Origin of the sequence: Peribacillus sp. B2I2 (genome assembly GCF_041261685.1) — a bacterium.
Lineage (GTDB): Bacteria > Bacillota > Bacilli > Bacillales > DSM-1321 > Peribacillus.
Genome location: NZ_JBGCCB010000001.1, coordinates 3,465,974 through 3,480,282, shown reverse-complemented (window position 1 = coordinate 3,480,282; position 14,309 = coordinate 3,465,974). Strand labels below are relative to the sequence as shown.

Below are 14,309 nucleotides of genomic sequence, written 5' to 3'. Positions count from 1 at the left end.
AAATGTGATGTTTCGAACGATGATGAATGGAAAAATCCACCGTGCACGGGTAACTGAAGCTAATTTGAACTATGTTGGCAGTATTACAATTGATGAAGACATAATCGATGCGGTGGGTATTCTGCCTAATGAAAAAGTCACCATCGTGAATAATAATAATGGTGCTCGACTTGAAACGTATGTGATTGCGGGTGAACGGGGGAGCGGTGTCGTGTGTTTGAACGGAGCGGCAGCAAGACTGGTGCAGCCGGATGATATCGTGATAATCATTTCTTACGTGATGGTTGCCGAGGATAAACTGGGAGATCACCAACCAAAAGTTGCGATCATGGATGAAAATAACAAAATCATTGAACTGATTTCAAAAGAACCTGCAGCTACAATCATGTAAGCGGAGGGCCGGCACATGTGCATGAATCATGCACGGGTGTCGGCCCTTTTCGGCGGATGATGAATGGTGGAACGGGTTTTAGAATAGGTATGATGAACGGCTTGTTTCCTTTATTACGATTATTATGGTATAAAAAAGATAAGAGAATTCCATCAGGAAGTGGAGAAAGCGAAGTTTGAGGTGTACAATTCATGATGCAACGATATGTAGTGGTCGATTTGGAAACAACAGGGAATTCTCCGAAAAAAGGGGATAGAATTATTCAATTTGCTGGCGTGGTCATCGAAAATGACCAAATTGTGGATGAATACTCGACATTCATCCACCCTGGACAGGAAATTTCCTTGTTTATTGAAGAATTGACCGGAATAAGCAACGAGACGGTAAAAAATGCACCTGACTTTGAAGATGTCGCAGAAAATATTGCCCGGCTGATAGAAGGGGCTTGTTTTGTTGCCCATAATGTTTTATTTGACTTATCTTTTTTACAGGAAGAACTAGTACGCTGTGGGTTTGAGCCGTTTTATGGTTCCACCCTTGATACAGTAGAATTAGCGAAAATATTAAAGCCAACATCCGATGGATATAAGCTGCACCAGCTGGCTAAAGAAGAAAACCTAGATCATTCCAGGCCCCATCAAGCGGATAGTGATGCATATGCCACCGCTCTATTATTATTGGAATTGAAAAAAAAGCTGATGAATCTTCCGGTGATGACGCTTAAACAATTATATCGATTATCTTATTCCTTACAAAGTGAAATTTCCGAATTGATAGATGCTTGCATAGCAAGCAAACTTGCTAAAGCAGAAGTCCATTCACCAGATCTTATAACTTATAGGGGCCTTGCATTTAAAAAGGCCGAAGAAGAGAGTGACCATAAAGACACGGAGTCAGAATTCCCGCTCGATGATGAGGAAAAAATCTCCATGCTTCAAAGTGCATTCCCTGCTTTTGAAGCAAGAAGCGGTCAGCTTGATATGATGAACATGATTCACCATTCCTTCGAATCCAGCCAAGATGCAATCATTGAAGCTGGGACAGGTATTGGAAAATCCATAGGCTACCTGCTTCCAGCCGTTTATTTTGCAAGAAAACATCAAAAACCGGTCGTCATTTCGACGTATACGCTTCAGCTACAGGATCAACTTCTCCAAAACGAAGTCCCTAAGCTTAAGTCAATCCTTCCTTTTACCTTTCAAGCTGTTTTGTTAAAGGGAAGAAGTAATTATTTGAGCTTGGCGAAGTTCGAAAGGGCATTGCGTGAAAAGGAAGATAATTATGAAACGGCATTAACTAAAATGCAGATATTGGTTTGGCTTACTGAAACCGTAACAGGCGATAAAGATGAATTGAATCTCACAAGCGGCGGTCAACTGTTTTGGAATAGGCTGCAAAGTGATGGTCTTACATACGCCGGTTTAAAACAGCCCTGGCTAGAATTGGATTTTTTTGAAAGGGCAAAAAAAACGGCGACCAAGGCGGATATCATCATCACTAATCACTCATTTTTAATGACGGATCTACTTACAGAAGACGCTTTGATTCCCAAGAAAGGGTATCTGATACTCGATGAAGCACACCATTTGGAACAGGCTGCATCTAAACAGCTTGGGAGCAGGCTTAATTATATTTCGGTGAAGACGGTTTTGAATAGACTAGGGACATCAGATCAAAAGCAATTATTGTACAAATTGGACAGGTTACTCTTAAATAATGGACTGACGGATGGGAAGTCTTCGCATGAATTAGATCAAAAGCTTAGTGACTTTTCCTATGAATTCGAACAGCTTTTTTATTACATCTCCAGTCAGGCGGAAAAACTTTCCCGTTCCATGAGTCCGAAACGGCTTTCATTCAAAATAGATGATGGCAGATGGGGTAAAGCGATCCTGGTGGCTGAGCGATTGGTTGACTTGTTAGGTTATATCATCACGGAATTAGAGAAAAGATTGGCGCTTTTGTTGAATAAAGAGTCCCCCTTGGGTAAAAATTCATTATTTTACTTAAATGATATTGAAGTGCTGCTTGGGCATTTGCAGGATACCAGGGACTCCCTACATGAATTTTTCATTAAGCCTCATGAAGTAAATATTTATTGGCTTGATTATACGAATTCAGCACCTCAGCACGGGGTGACTCTTACGGTTCAGCCGATTTCAGGAAGTAAATGGTTATGGGATTCCTATTTCGGGCGCCAAAAAAGTGTGATCATGACATCAGCAACCCTTGTGGTGAAGGATTCTTTTAATTATTTTAAAGAACAACTCGGTTTAGAGAATGAGCTTATTCAGACAGCGAGTTTTCCTTCGCCCTTTCCTTATAAGGAACTCGTAAAGGTTCTGGTTCCAAATGATATACCGGATATCAATTGCTTAACGGTGGAGGAATTCTCGGAAACCGCAGCAAACCATATTATTGCCGCCGCTCAGGCAGCTAAAGGCAGGATGATGGTATTGTTCACCTCCCATGAGATGCTGCGGGCAACGTATCATTCCATTAAAGACACTGGTGTCCTGGATGAGTTCACCCTGTTTGCACAAGGAATTTCTGGTGGAAGCCGTATGAGGCTGCTCAGGAATTTCCAAAATTTCGAAAAAGCCGTCCTTTTTGGGACAACCAGCCTTTGGGAAGGCGTCGATATACCAGGCGAGGATTTATCTTGTTTAATCATTGTCAGGCTGCCTTTTTCTCCTCCGGATGAACCAGTGACAGCTGCAAAATGCCAACTTCTCGAAAAGCAAGGGCGTAATGCTTTTTCTGCGTATTCTTTACCTGAAGCCCTGTTAAGGTTCCGACAAGGATTCGGCAGGCTTATACGAACTCCAGAAGATAAAGGGATTTTGGTTATTCTTGATCGCCGCATCGTCACTGCCAAATATGGTCCCGAATTTCAAAAGGCCATTCCGGCAGTCGACTGGCATCAAGCCTCAATAATAGAAATGGCTGATATGATAGAAGAGTGGATATAAAGAATCTTTAGATTATTCATTAATCCAATTGAATTTTTATCAATTTATAAAGAAAAATAACTTATGAACTGGTATAATGTGAAAGGTGGTAAAGCCTTCAAATCCTTTTCATACCAGTGGTTGTTGACAATATTTAAAAATGGAGGGGCGTTTTCATGGAAAGTAAAATTGAAGTAATTTCAACAGTCAGGTTGCAACATTCTCCTGATCTGTATAAAATTGTGGATTCTTTGAACCGAACATTGAAAAAAGATGATTTAATGTTCGGTCTGGCATTGGATTCCGAAGATCAAGAAAAAGCGATATTTACAATTTATCGTACATAGAAAGAGGGAAAAGCAGCTTTGAAAAAATGGTTGATTATTGCTTCTATCCTGGTCCTTTGTTTTATCGGATTTGTCAGCGGGGCATATATTAAAGCGTTGCAGCCTAAAAAAGAAGCTGGTGATGAGGCTTTTAAAAAGGCGAAGGAAGAGGGCGGCCTTGTGACTATGGAAGATTTCTACCTTTATAATGGGCAGGATTCATACTCTGTCATCATTGGTAAGGGAGAAAAAGGGACTAAAAAAATAGTCTGGCTTCCTGAGGACAAGAAGAAAGAAATAGTAGTGGAAAACTATAAAGATGGTAAATCAAAAAAAGAAATCTTAAGCATTGTCAATGAAAAGCTCAATCCCCAAAAAATCATTTCAGTTAAGCTAGGCATGGAAAAGAACGTTCCGCTTTGGGAAGTAACTTATCTTGATGAATCAGAGCGTTTTAACTATGATTATTACGATTTTAAAACTGGGGAATGGCTTAAGTATTATCGAAGCATTTAGAATGGAGGATTAATTTACAATGAAATTAGCGAACCGGGTTCAGTCATTAACCCCATCAACAACATTGGCCATCACTGCAAAAGCAAAGGAACTTAAGGCCCAAGGTCTTGATATAATTGGTTTGGGGGCAGGTGAACCAGACTATAATACGCCCCAACATATTATAGATGCAGCCGTTCAATCCATGAATGAAGGTCAAACAAAATACACGCCATCCGCTGGTCTGCCGAAGCTAAAAGAAGCAATTGCAGCTAAATTGAAGCGTGATCAAGGCCTGGAATACAAACCTTCTGAAATTTTAGTTGGTTCTGGTGCAAAGCACGCACTTTACACATTGTTTCAAGCGATCCTGGATGAAGAAGATGAAGTGATTGTTCCGATACCGTATTGGGTAAGTTATCCTGAGCAAATCAAGCTTGCTGACGGAAAGCCAGTTTATGTAGTCGGAACGGAAGAAAACCAATATAAAATCACTAAGGAACAATTAGAACAAGCGATTACCGAAAAAACCAAAGCTGTTATCATCAACTCGCCAAGCAATCCAACGGGCATGCTTTATTCCAGGGAAGAACTAGCGGCTATCGGGGAAGTTTGCCTAGCTCATGATATCTTGATCGTTTCCGACGAGATTTACGAAAAGTTGGTTTATGGAAATGCTGAACATACATCCATTGCAGAGATTTCACCGGAATTGAAAAAGCAAACGATCATCATCAATGGTGTATCTAAATCCCATTCGATGACTGGCTGGAGAATTGGTTATGCAGTCGGTGAAGAGTCCATCATTAAGGCAATGACGAACCTTGCTAGCCATAGCACTTCCAACCCTACGACAACCGCTCAATATGGAGCGATTGCTGCTTATGAAGGTTCGCAGGAGCCTGTGGAGGAAATGCGTCAGGCATTTGAAGGCCGTTTGAATAAGATATATGATAAATTGGTTGAGATTCCGGGCATTAGCTGCATTAAACCACAAGGGGCATTTTACTTATTCCCGAACGTTAAACGTGCAGTTGAATTAACGGGTTACAGCAATGTCGAAGAGTTTACGACTGCATTGCTGGAGGAAGCACAAGTGGCTGTTATTCCAGGTTCAGGATTTGGTGCACCTGATAACATCAGACTCTCTTATGCAACTTCATTGGAATTGCTGGAAGCAGCCGTTGAAAGAATCCATTCATTCGTTACATCAAAAATGGCATAATTTTTAAAAAAACCTGCAGACTACCTGGCTACAACAGGGTCTGCAGGTTTTTTTAGTGGAATTAATACCCCTCCCATTTAAAGGGAGTTTTTATCACATCAAACCTTTCATAGGTAACTGAACATTATATAATGCAAATCAAGCTTGCAAAGGAAAAAGGAATATCATATATGATTTTTAATGAAAACCGATTGCAATCATATATGATTTCATATATGATGAAAATATGGAAGATAAAAACAAAAACCCCAGCAAAAAGCAAATTGCTTATGAACACCTTCGTAAATTAATTTTGGATGGAACATACGGTTCTGGACAGCGGATCATTATCGATCAAACGGCAAAAGAACTTAGTTTAAGTCCGATTCCTGTCAGGGAAGCAATCAGACAACTTGAATCTGACGGCCTTATTCAATATAAGCCTTATAGTGGAGCAGTGGTTACAAGCATAAATGAGAGCGAATACATTGAAACTCTTTCTGTTTTATCTTTGCTTGAAGGCTATGCAGCCGCACTCAGTTCTTTAACGATGAATGATCATGATTTTGAAAATCTAATTAAATTAAACAAAGAAATGGAAAAAGCGCTCCATAACTTTGAATTAGAGCTGTTTGGTAAGTTAAACGAGTGTTTTCATGCTGAAATTTATGAAAGATGCGGAAATTCCTTTTTAATTGAGGAAATTAAACAGGCGCAACAAAGAATGAATAGAGTCAGAAAGTCAATGTTCACCATGGTGCCGCAACGCGCAGTCCAATCCATTCTTGAACATGAAAGCATCATAAAGCTTTTAAAGGAAAAAGCGTCTTTTGAAGATATTGAATCATTGGTGAGAAAGCATAAACTGAATGCCATAAGTACATTCAAGCAGAGGTCGGACACTAATCACGATCAGGCACTTTGATGATCAAGGCTTTGTTTTATAATAGTCGAACGATTATTTATAAAAGCAAGGCCGATTTTTCCACTTATATTATTCCGAATATTCAAATAATGAAAAGGTGGTAGGAAAAATGTACGAAGAAATCAAAAGCCGTTTAAGAGGATCCATCGCTCCTGTAATCACTCCGTTTGATGACAAGATGGAAGTGGATGTAAAAGCAATTGAAAATCTGGTAAACTGGCATATTGAAAGCGGTTCCCATGGAATCTCGGTATGCGGGACTACAGGCGAGCCCAGTTCTCTAACGATTGAGGAGCGGGAATTAGTGATGGAAACGGCCATTAAAACAGCAAATTCCCGTGTTCCAGTCGCTCCTGGTACTGGATCTGCTAATCAGAAAGAAACGTTGCATTTGACAAAAAGGGCACAGGAAATGGGGGCGGATGCTGCTTTAGTGATCGTTCCATATTACAATAAGCCAAATCAACAGGCACTTTACAATCATTTTAAGACAGTAGCTGATTCTGTTGACATCCCGCTTATCGTTTATAACATTCCTGGAAGAACGGCGACGAATTTAGAAGTGAAGACATTGGCACGCCTTGCTGAAGATTGTAAAAATATTATTGGTGTAAAGGAATCTAATAAGGATTTCGAACATGTGAACCGTGTCTTATTGAATTGTGGAAGGGATTTTCTCTTATATTCAGGCATAGAATTATTATGCTATCCAATGCTGGCTATAGGAGGAGCTGGACATATAAGTGCTACAGCCAATATCACTCCTAAAGAAGTGGCGGAAATTTATAACCATTGGGTGGAAGGTGATGTGAATAAGGCTCTGGACCTCCATTATAAATTAATGCCATTGAATGATGTTTTGTTTAAAGAAACAAATCCAGGACCTTTAAAAGCAGCGATGGGGATGATGGGAAAAATCAATCCTGCATTAAGGCCGCCTATGGGCCCGCCTTCGGAACCATTAGAAAAGGAACTGCGTGAAACCCTTCAATCATACGGACTTATTGACCAAGTGATCGGCTCATAATTGGTAGATTGGGAAGGTAGCAGAATTTCATACTATTTTTGGCTTCTTCCCGAATTAATTATTAAGGAGGATTTATCATGCCAACTTATCCCGTGCAAGATGTCCAACATTACATCAATGGTCAATTTGTTGATGGTACCTCAGGGAAAACATTTGAAAATCTTAGCCCCTTTAATAATCAAGCAATCAATAATGTGGCAGAAGGGTTTAAACAGGACATTGATCTAGCGGTAGCTGCTGCAAAAGATGCATTCGATAACGGTCCATGGAGAAAGATGAAAGTGGAAGAAAGATTGAAATACATTAATAGGATTGCTGATTTAATTGAAGAAAATGCCGAAGAAATTTCCTACTTGGAATCACTTGATACAGGGTTGCCGATTAGCCAGACAAAAAAACAGGCTGCAAGGGGAGCGGAGAATTTCCGTTTTTATTCTGAAATGGTGAAAAGCAGGCTTATAGGAGAATCGTATCAAGTGGATGACACTTTCATTAATTATACGATTCATAAACCGATAGGAGTGGCGGGGTTGATCACTCCTTGGAATGCGCCTTTCATGTTAGAAACCTGGAAGATCGCCCCGGCTCTGGCTACAGGTAATACATGTGTCCTTAAACCGGCGGAATGGTCTCCGTTGACAGCTAATAAATTGGCTCAAATCGTGGACCAATCCGGTTTGCCAAAAGGCGTATTCAATATCGTTCACGGTTTTGGGGAGACAGCAGGAGCTTCCTTGGTCGCCCATCCTGATGTCCAATTGATATCCTTTACCGGAGAAACGACTACTGGCGCTGAAATCATTAAAAATGGTGCGGATACAATGAAACGTTTTTCCATGGAACTCGGAGGTAAATCACCAGCTATCATTTTTGAAGATGCCGATCTGGAAAAGGCCATGGATTCAGTGGTTTGGGGAATCTATTCATTCAATGGGGAGCGCTGCACGGCTAATTCCAGGTTATTTGTCCATGAATCGATAATAGACCAGTTCGTTGCAGAATTGAAGGAACGTGTTCATAATATCAAAATTGGAAATCCAATGGAAGCAGGAACGGAAATTGGACCGCTGATCCATCGGAATCATTTTGATAATGTCTCCCGTTATCTGGATATAGCAAAAGATGAAGGGGCAGAAATTGTAAGCGGTGTCATACCGGGTGAATTTAAAGAAGGGAATTTTATCGCCCCGACGCTTCTCTTGAACTGTACAAATGATATGACGGTAGCACAGGAAGAAATTTTTGGACCTGTCATGGCAGTCATTCCTTTCAAGACGGAAAAGGAAGTACTGAAAATGGCCAACGATGTAAAGTATGGGCTTGCTGCTTATGTATGGACCAATGATATGAAACGAGGACATAGATTTGCTCAAGCTGTCGATAGTGGGATGGTCTGGGTGAATTCTCAAAATGTAAGAGATTTACGGATACCATTTGGAGGATCGAAATATAGTGGGGTTGGACGTGAAGGTGGCCATTATAGCTTTGAATTTTATACAGAAACACAAGTTATCCACGTGGCGATTGGAGAACACCATATTCCAAAATTCGGGGATTCGAAACGAAATGCCGTTTCTTCTGCTGAAAAATAATTCGGATTTCAAAAGAAGGGGAGAATACTATGAATTTTTCTATTATTCGTGTTGCGAGAACGATACTTAATGTAACAGATTTAGATAAATCAAGGGCCTTTTATGTGGATGCTTTAGGTTTTGTTGAAACGGAAAGAACAAATGAACACATTTATTTACGTGGTTTAGAGGAAGCGCATCATCACTCGCTTATCTTGAAAAAGGCAAAAAAGCCAAGCGTTGAAGCGATAGGATACAAAGTTGAAAAAGAGGAAGACCTTAAAGAATTGGAATCTTTTTTCCTTTCAAAGGGGATGAAAATGAAGTGGATGAAAGAAGGAACACAGCATGCATTAGGCAAATCGCTTCGAGTTCAGGATATTTCCGGATTGCCAGTGGAATTTTTCAACAAAATGGATAAAGCCGAGAGATTGCTGCAACGATTCGATTTGCATAGGGGTTCAAGGGTCCAAAGGATCGATCATGTGAATTGTAGTGTAACAAATGTGCAAAAAGCCCATGATTTTTATGTGAAGGAATTAGGTTTTGCCTGTTCGGAAGACACTGTTGATGAGTCAGGTCAATTATGGGCGACATGGCTACATAGAAAACAAACGGTCCATGACCAGGCATTCATGAACGGAATCGGTCCAAGACTTCATCATGTAGGCTTCTTTCTGCCAGATCCCCTTGCACTTATCCATGCATGTGATGTGCTGGCATCACTCGGATATGCACAGTCCATCGAACGCGGCCCCGGAAGACATGGCCTATCCAATGCATTTTTCCTATATTTAAGAGACCCGGACGGTCATAGGATCGAATTATACAATGGGGATTACTTAACGTCCGACCCAGATACAGAACCAATCCATTGGGATTTGAATGATCCAAGGCGTCAGACATTCTGGGGAGCCAAAGCTCCGGATTCATGGTTTGATGAGGCTTCCGCTGTTCTTGATATTATATCAGGTGAAGAAGTTACTCTTGAAGAACCGATCCTGGAAAAAAGCAAGCCTGAATTCATCATCTGATTGCAGCGCGGATATAGGGTGAATGAATGAGCGTCTCGTCAAAGCTAACGTTGACTCTGATTTTGGAGTGACTATGCATGTGTTCACGTTTCCGTGACAAACAATTCATCCGATCATACCAACTGTTTACCGGTTAAGGGAAAAAATGAACTGGTGAATATAAAATGGAAAACCGCTATATTATGGAAGAACTGCTTACTGAAATTTTTAATGGAAAATTTCTTGTAGATGGATTTGGATATCATTCATGTTCAGCACACACTTAACTGCAATTCTATTAATTAATTGAACTTTTGAAATTATTCATTTGTAAGCGCTTCGTTTATTGATGCTGAAGGGGGATACAATCATGCCGGCAAAAACGGGTAAAGAATATATTAATAGGGTAGACAAAGCAAAGGCGAATGTATGGATCAATGGGGAGCAAGTAGAGGATAAGATCAGTGAACATCCAGCTTTTAAAGGGGTCATGAAAACACAGGCGGAATTATATGACCTCCAACATGATTCTGCGAAAGAAGACATCATGACTTATATTTCACCAACTTCCAATGAAAGAGTAGGAACCTCATTCATGCAGCCCCGTACTAAGGAAGACCTTGAAAAAAGGAGGAAAATGATTCAAGAATGGGCAAGACATAATAATGGAATGATGGGACGTTCCCCTGATTATATCAACAGTGGGATGATGGCGTACGGTTCTGCGGCGGATATGTTCGGCAACCAGGATTCGGCATTTGCGAAAAATATGAAAGATTACTATGAGCTCTGCCGGGAAAAGGATTTGTCGTTGACACATACCCTGATTCAACCACAGGTAAATAGGGGAGTTAGTGCGGCAAAGCTTCCGGACCCTTACATCGCTGCCCGGATTGCCGGCAAGAATTCGGAAGGGCTTATTATAAAGGGAGCCAGGTTATTAGCTACACAAGGAGGAATTACGGATGAAATCATGGTTTTCCCTTCAACATTGCTTAAACAATCTGAAGAAGAAAACCCTTATGCATTCGCATTCTCCATACCAAATAATACACCGGGGTTAAAATTCATCTGTCGTGAATCATTTGACTATGGAAAATCACATTTCGACCATCCACTTGGTTCACGATTTGAGGAAATGGATTCGATTATCGTTTTTGATGATGTAGTTGTTCCTTGGAATCGGGTATTTGCATATGGGGATGTAGGCATTTGCAACCAGGCTTATAATGAAAGCAATGCGGTTGTTCATATGACCCATCAGGTAGTATCGAAGAATATCGTCAAAACCGAGTTCGTTCTAGGGATTTTGCAACTAATGGTGGAGACCATCAATATAGGGCAATACCAGCATGTTCAGGAGAAAATTTCGGAAGTCATCATAGCCCTTGAAACGGTAAAAGCTTTCATTACAGCTTCGGAAGCAAACGCGAAAGTGGATAAGTGGGGAATGATGACACCTGATTTCACACCGTTAAACATAGCCCGTAATTATTATCCGAAGATTTACCCTAGATTCAGTGAAATAATGCAGCTTCTTGGTGCTAGTGGTTTAATGGCGATACCTAATGAAGCCGATTTCAATTCGGAGCTTCGACCGGATTTGGATAAATATCTTCAGGCCGCTAATGGTGGAGCCTATGACAGGGTTAAATTGTATCGCCTCGCATGGGATGTATGCATGAGTTCATTTGGAACCAGGCAAACACTGTACGAAAGATTCTTTTTTGGGGATCCGGTCCGTATGGCCAGCGCTTTATATAACGGCTATGATAAACAGGAATATGTGGATCGTGTCAAGGAGTTCTTAAACCGTACTGAACATCTTGCAGAAATCAACTGAGACCGGTAGCGGTATCCGATCATTTCAAGGCCTTCCCGATGATCGGGAAGGCCTTTTATTGTACAGTCGGAATTCCAATAGTTCATTTATTTATATCGATCATGAATATTATTCTTTTTATATGTGCCAAAATCACTGAATTCCGTAAGTTCCATGGAGAGGGCAAGATATCTTTTTGAAAAGAGGGATGCCAAATGGGATTCCATCGTTTCAAAAAGTTGGTCACATACTTTGGTTTTATCACTATCCTGGCGGCCAGCGCCAATTTTTAGTATGGCATGAACAAAGGCATCATCCTCTGTACCATCGGCAACACGATAATGCTTCAATTCAATGGCCCGGGATCGGATGCCGCCAATTGGAAAGATCGAAGGATAGGAGATCAGTACATCATTCACCTTGCTCAATAAGCTGTCAATCTGGATTTCATCTTTGATATTATCCGTATACTCTATAATAATATGAGGCATGTAATTAGTCCCTTCCGTTAATTATGGATTTTAAATGTGGCCGATCCCCGCCTTCTGTAAATATATCGTCACCGACTATTGTGCTGACGAGTTTTCCGATACCTTCAATTTCAGTGATGATTTCATCGCCTACAGCAGTATCCGCCAATCCTTCCGGTGTGCCTGTCAATATTATATCGCCTGGACTCAATGTCATGAAGCTGCTGAAATATTCAATTAAATCAGCGATGCTGAAAATCATGTCTTTCGTGTTGCCTTCCTGAGTCAATTTTCCGTTGACATATGACTTGATGGCAAGATTTGAAGGGTCTGTAATATCTTCGGCATCTACTAGCCAAGGACCGATGGGGGTGCAGGTATCGCGATTTTTAACCTTTAAGTTAGGTCGATAGTAATTCTCAAGATAATCCCGTATTGCATAATCATTTGCAATGGTATATCCACTTACATACTTAAAGGCTTCTTCCTTTTTTATGTTCTTCGCCTTTTTACCGATGACGACTGCCAGTTCACATTCATAGTGCATATAAGATGCATCAGCAGGCCGTCTTGTCTGCCCACGGTGGCCGATAAAGGTATTGGGACCTTTTAAGAACGCCAGGGGTTCTGCCGGGGCTTTAAAAGCAAGCTCCTTCGCATGGTCTGCATAATTCAAACCAAGTGCGAACACAGTCCGCGGTTCCACTGGGGGAAGCCAGACAACATCTTGCTCATGGACAATCCGGCCATCCGCCAATTGGAGCTGGCCATTATATTCACTTGCTTGATGTATGGCACCTGCATAGGCTATACGTGCTCTCTTCATAAAATTCCCTCCATTGATAGTTTTTCTTCGGAAATGATTGTATTTTCCAAATATCCGATTTCGTCAATTTCTATTCTAATATGGTCATTGGCTTTTGCCAGTGGTGCATTCTCTGGGACTCCTACTAAAAGGACGTCACCCGGATTCAAAGTCATGAAGTCTGTTACATCCTCAATTAGGTGGGAGATGGAGCGAATTAGATTTGAAGTTGAATTTTCTTGCCTAAGCACCCCATTAATATATACACGGATCCCTAGAGAATCGGGGTTGGATATGGAGTCCTTGAATACGATCCAGGGACCGATCGGGCAAAATCCATCACGTGCTTTATAGCGGATCGCAGGTCGGTAAACGCTTTCATGCGGAATGCTAATATCATTGGCGATCGTAAAACCTTCTATAAAATCCAGTGCATGTTCTTTCTTGACTCTTGTTGCCGTTTTATTGATAACTATTCCAAGTGCCGCCCCGATTTCCAATGCAGGTATGCCATTTGGAAGGGGAACTGGATTTGAAAAAGAAGATAACGTGTTTCTAGGTTTAATATAAAGGATCGGCCCTTTAGGAGGTTCATTATAAGGAGCTTGGTGGAACTTCTCCTTCAATGCATCCAATGATCCTTTATAGTTTAATAATGTCCCATATACCGTTCCTGAAATAGGGATATCCAACTTTATTTGAGATACTTCATATTTATCACCGTTCATTAATAAATACTTTTTCGACAATATTTCCACTTCTTCAGAATATTCAGATTTTTGGAGTTTCACTCTTGCTTTTGCCATGGACACTCACCCCTTGATTTATTATTAATCATATATGATATCGTATATGATTTTTTGTTTAAGTTCAACATTTTTAGATTATTCAGTATAATTATGCAAAAAATTGTTAAAAAGATTGGTTTTAACTGAAAAATGTCTTGAACATTTAGTTAGTAGAGCATCCAGACATCTTCCTTGGTCATAACTCATAGGAGGATTCTCTTATAATGTGGAAATTCCCTTTGGGTTCAGATTCTTAAGAATGGGTGGTTGAACCGATATGCATTCATGGATGCACACAGTATCCGAAAAAATTGGACTTTATGGCTGTAATCTCTGCAGGCTACTGTAATGGCAATATAGGGGTGTTCGTGCCTATATGGGGGGGAAGTGATTACTTTAAGGAATTTGTTTTGGGTAACGATGGCTACAAATACGATGAAAGGACCTAATGGCATTGTTCTACCCAACAGCACATACATAACTGCTTATAGGTGGTTGTTCCATCAATGGTCTGGGAACAA

13 protein-coding genes are annotated in these 14,309 nt (G+C 40.6%); 10 read left to right on the top strand and 3 right to left on the bottom strand.

Annotated elements, in window-relative coordinates:
* Window positions 1–7 precede the first annotated feature (7 nt).
* The 10 genes from panD to hpaB all read left to right on the top strand — a co-directional run bounded on the left by panD (window position 8) and on the right by hpaB (window position 11,746).
* Entirely contained in the window at window positions 8–391 is a 384-nt protein-coding gene (panD, locus tag ABIE66_RS17095; protein WP_289315852.1) for an aspartate 1-decarboxylase, read from the top strand.
* Window positions 392–585: 194 nt separating this feature from the next.
* Window positions 586–3,363: an ATP-dependent DNA helicase DinG gene (gene dinG / locus ABIE66_RS17090; protein WP_370015677.1), complete on the top strand. Its 2,778-nt coding sequence runs from the start codon at window positions 586–588 to the stop codon at window positions 3,361–3,363.
* 155 nt (window positions 3,364–3,518) lie between these two features.
* Window positions 3,519–3,689, top strand: coding sequence for a YpmA family protein (locus ABIE66_RS17085; protein ID WP_064505144.1), 171 nt, complete (start codon window positions 3,519–3,521; stop codon window positions 3,687–3,689).
* Window positions 3,690–3,707: 18 nt separating this feature from the next.
* Window positions 3,708–4,184 carry a cell wall elongation regulator TseB-like domain-containing protein gene (locus tag ABIE66_RS17080; RefSeq protein WP_370015676.1) on the top strand — a complete coding sequence of 159 codons (477 nt, stop codon included), beginning with the start codon at window positions 3,708–3,710 and terminating at the stop codon, window positions 4,182–4,184.
* A 19-nt stretch (window positions 4,185–4,203) separates the two neighbouring features.
* Window positions 4,204–5,388: a pyridoxal phosphate-dependent aminotransferase gene (locus tag ABIE66_RS17075; RefSeq protein ID WP_289325585.1), complete on the top strand. Its 1,185-nt coding sequence runs from the start codon at window positions 4,204–4,206 to the stop codon at window positions 5,386–5,388.
* A gap of 226 nt (window positions 5,389–5,614) precedes the next feature.
* Window positions 5,615–6,292 (top strand): GntR family transcriptional regulator, encoded by a 678-nt coding sequence (locus tag ABIE66_RS17070; RefSeq protein WP_370015675.1) that lies wholly within the window; start codon window positions 5,615–5,617, stop codon window positions 6,290–6,292.
* 109 nt (window positions 6,293–6,401) lie between these two features.
* The gene (gene hpaI / locus ABIE66_RS17065) at window positions 6,402–7,319 is read left to right on the top strand and encodes a 2,4-dihydroxyhept-2-ene-1,7-dioic acid aldolase (RefSeq protein ID WP_289325583.1); all 918 of its coding nucleotides are present in this window, start codon (window positions 6,402–6,404) and stop codon (window positions 7,317–7,319) included.
* A gap of 77 nt (window positions 7,320–7,396) precedes the next feature.
* The gene (hpaE, locus tag ABIE66_RS17060; RefSeq protein WP_370015673.1) at window positions 7,397–8,911 is read left to right on the top strand and encodes a 5-carboxymethyl-2-hydroxymuconate semialdehyde dehydrogenase; all 1,515 of its coding nucleotides are present in this window, start codon (window positions 7,397–7,399) and stop codon (window positions 8,909–8,911) included.
* A 29-nt stretch (window positions 8,912–8,940) separates the two neighbouring features.
* Complete coding sequence (gene hpaD, locus ABIE66_RS17055; protein ID WP_289315859.1) at window positions 8,941–9,924, top strand: 3,4-dihydroxyphenylacetate 2,3-dioxygenase; 984 nt, start codon at window positions 8,941–8,943, stop codon at window positions 9,922–9,924.
* A 349-nt stretch (window positions 9,925–10,273) separates the two neighbouring features.
* Window positions 10,274–11,746, top strand: a complete 1,473-nt coding sequence (hpaB, locus tag ABIE66_RS17050; RefSeq protein WP_289334835.1) for a 4-hydroxyphenylacetate 3-monooxygenase, oxygenase component — start codon at window positions 10,274–10,276, stop codon at window positions 11,744–11,746.
* Window positions 11,747–11,832: 86 nt separating this feature from the next.
* Here hpaB and ABIE66_RS17045 read toward each other — a convergent pair whose 3' ends face one another.
* The 3 genes from ABIE66_RS17045 to ABIE66_RS17035 are packed head-to-tail and all read right to left on the bottom strand — an operon-like array spanning window position 11,833 to window position 13,806.
* Complete coding sequence (locus ABIE66_RS17045; protein ID WP_289325579.1) at window positions 11,833–12,216, bottom strand: 5-carboxymethyl-2-hydroxymuconate Delta-isomerase; 384 nt, start codon at window positions 12,214–12,216, stop codon at window positions 11,833–11,835.
* 4 nt (window positions 12,217–12,220) lie between these two features.
* Window positions 12,221–13,021, bottom strand: coding sequence for a fumarylacetoacetate hydrolase family protein (locus tag ABIE66_RS17040; protein WP_370015671.1), 801 nt, complete (start codon window positions 13,019–13,021; stop codon window positions 12,221–12,223).
* Entirely contained in the window at window positions 13,018–13,806 is a 789-nt protein-coding gene (locus ABIE66_RS17035; RefSeq protein WP_289325577.1) for a fumarylacetoacetate hydrolase family protein, read from the bottom strand. Before ABIE66_RS17035 ends, ABIE66_RS17040 begins: the two co-directional genes overlap by 4 nt.
* Window positions 13,807–14,309: the final 503 nt, after the last annotated feature.

Excerpts from the sequence above, each read along its gene's own strand:
- panD (WP_289315852.1), top strand. The coding sequence starts at position 8 with ATGTTTCGAACGATGATGAATGGAAAAATCCACCGTGCACGGGTAACT.
- dinG (WP_370015677.1), top strand. The coding sequence starts at position 586 with ATGCAACGATATGTAGTGGTCGATTTGGAAACAACAGGGAATTCTCCG.
- ABIE66_RS17085 (WP_064505144.1), top strand. The coding sequence starts at position 3,519 with ATGGAAAGTAAAATTGAAGTAATTTCAACAGTCAGGTTGCAACATTCT.
- ABIE66_RS17075 (WP_289325585.1), top strand. The coding sequence starts at position 4,204 with ATGAAATTAGCGAACCGGGTTCAGTCATTAACCCCATCAACAACATTG.
- ABIE66_RS17070 (WP_370015675.1), top strand. The coding sequence starts at position 5,615 with ATGGAAGATAAAAACAAAAACCCCAGCAAAAAGCAAATTGCTTATGAA.
- hpaI (WP_289325583.1), top strand. The coding sequence starts at position 6,402 with ATGTACGAAGAAATCAAAAGCCGTTTAAGAGGATCCATCGCTCCTGTA.
- hpaE (WP_370015673.1), top strand. The coding sequence starts at position 7,397 with ATGCCAACTTATCCCGTGCAAGATGTCCAACATTACATCAATGGTCAA.
- hpaD (WP_289315859.1), top strand. The coding sequence starts at position 8,941 with ATGAATTTTTCTATTATTCGTGTTGCGAGAACGATACTTAATGTAACA.
- hpaB (WP_289334835.1), top strand. The coding sequence starts at position 10,274 with ATGCCGGCAAAAACGGGTAAAGAATATATTAATAGGGTAGACAAAGCA.
- ABIE66_RS17045 (WP_289325579.1), bottom strand. The coding sequence starts at position 12,216 with ATGCCTCATATTATTATAGAGTATACGGATAATATCAAAGATGAAATC.
- ABIE66_RS17040 (WP_370015671.1), bottom strand. The coding sequence starts at position 13,021 with ATGAAGAGAGCACGTATAGCCTATGCAGGTGCCATACATCAAGCAAGT.
- ABIE66_RS17035 (WP_289325577.1), bottom strand. The coding sequence starts at position 13,806 with ATGGCAAAAGCAAGAGTGAAACTCCAAAAATCTGAATATTCTGAAGAA.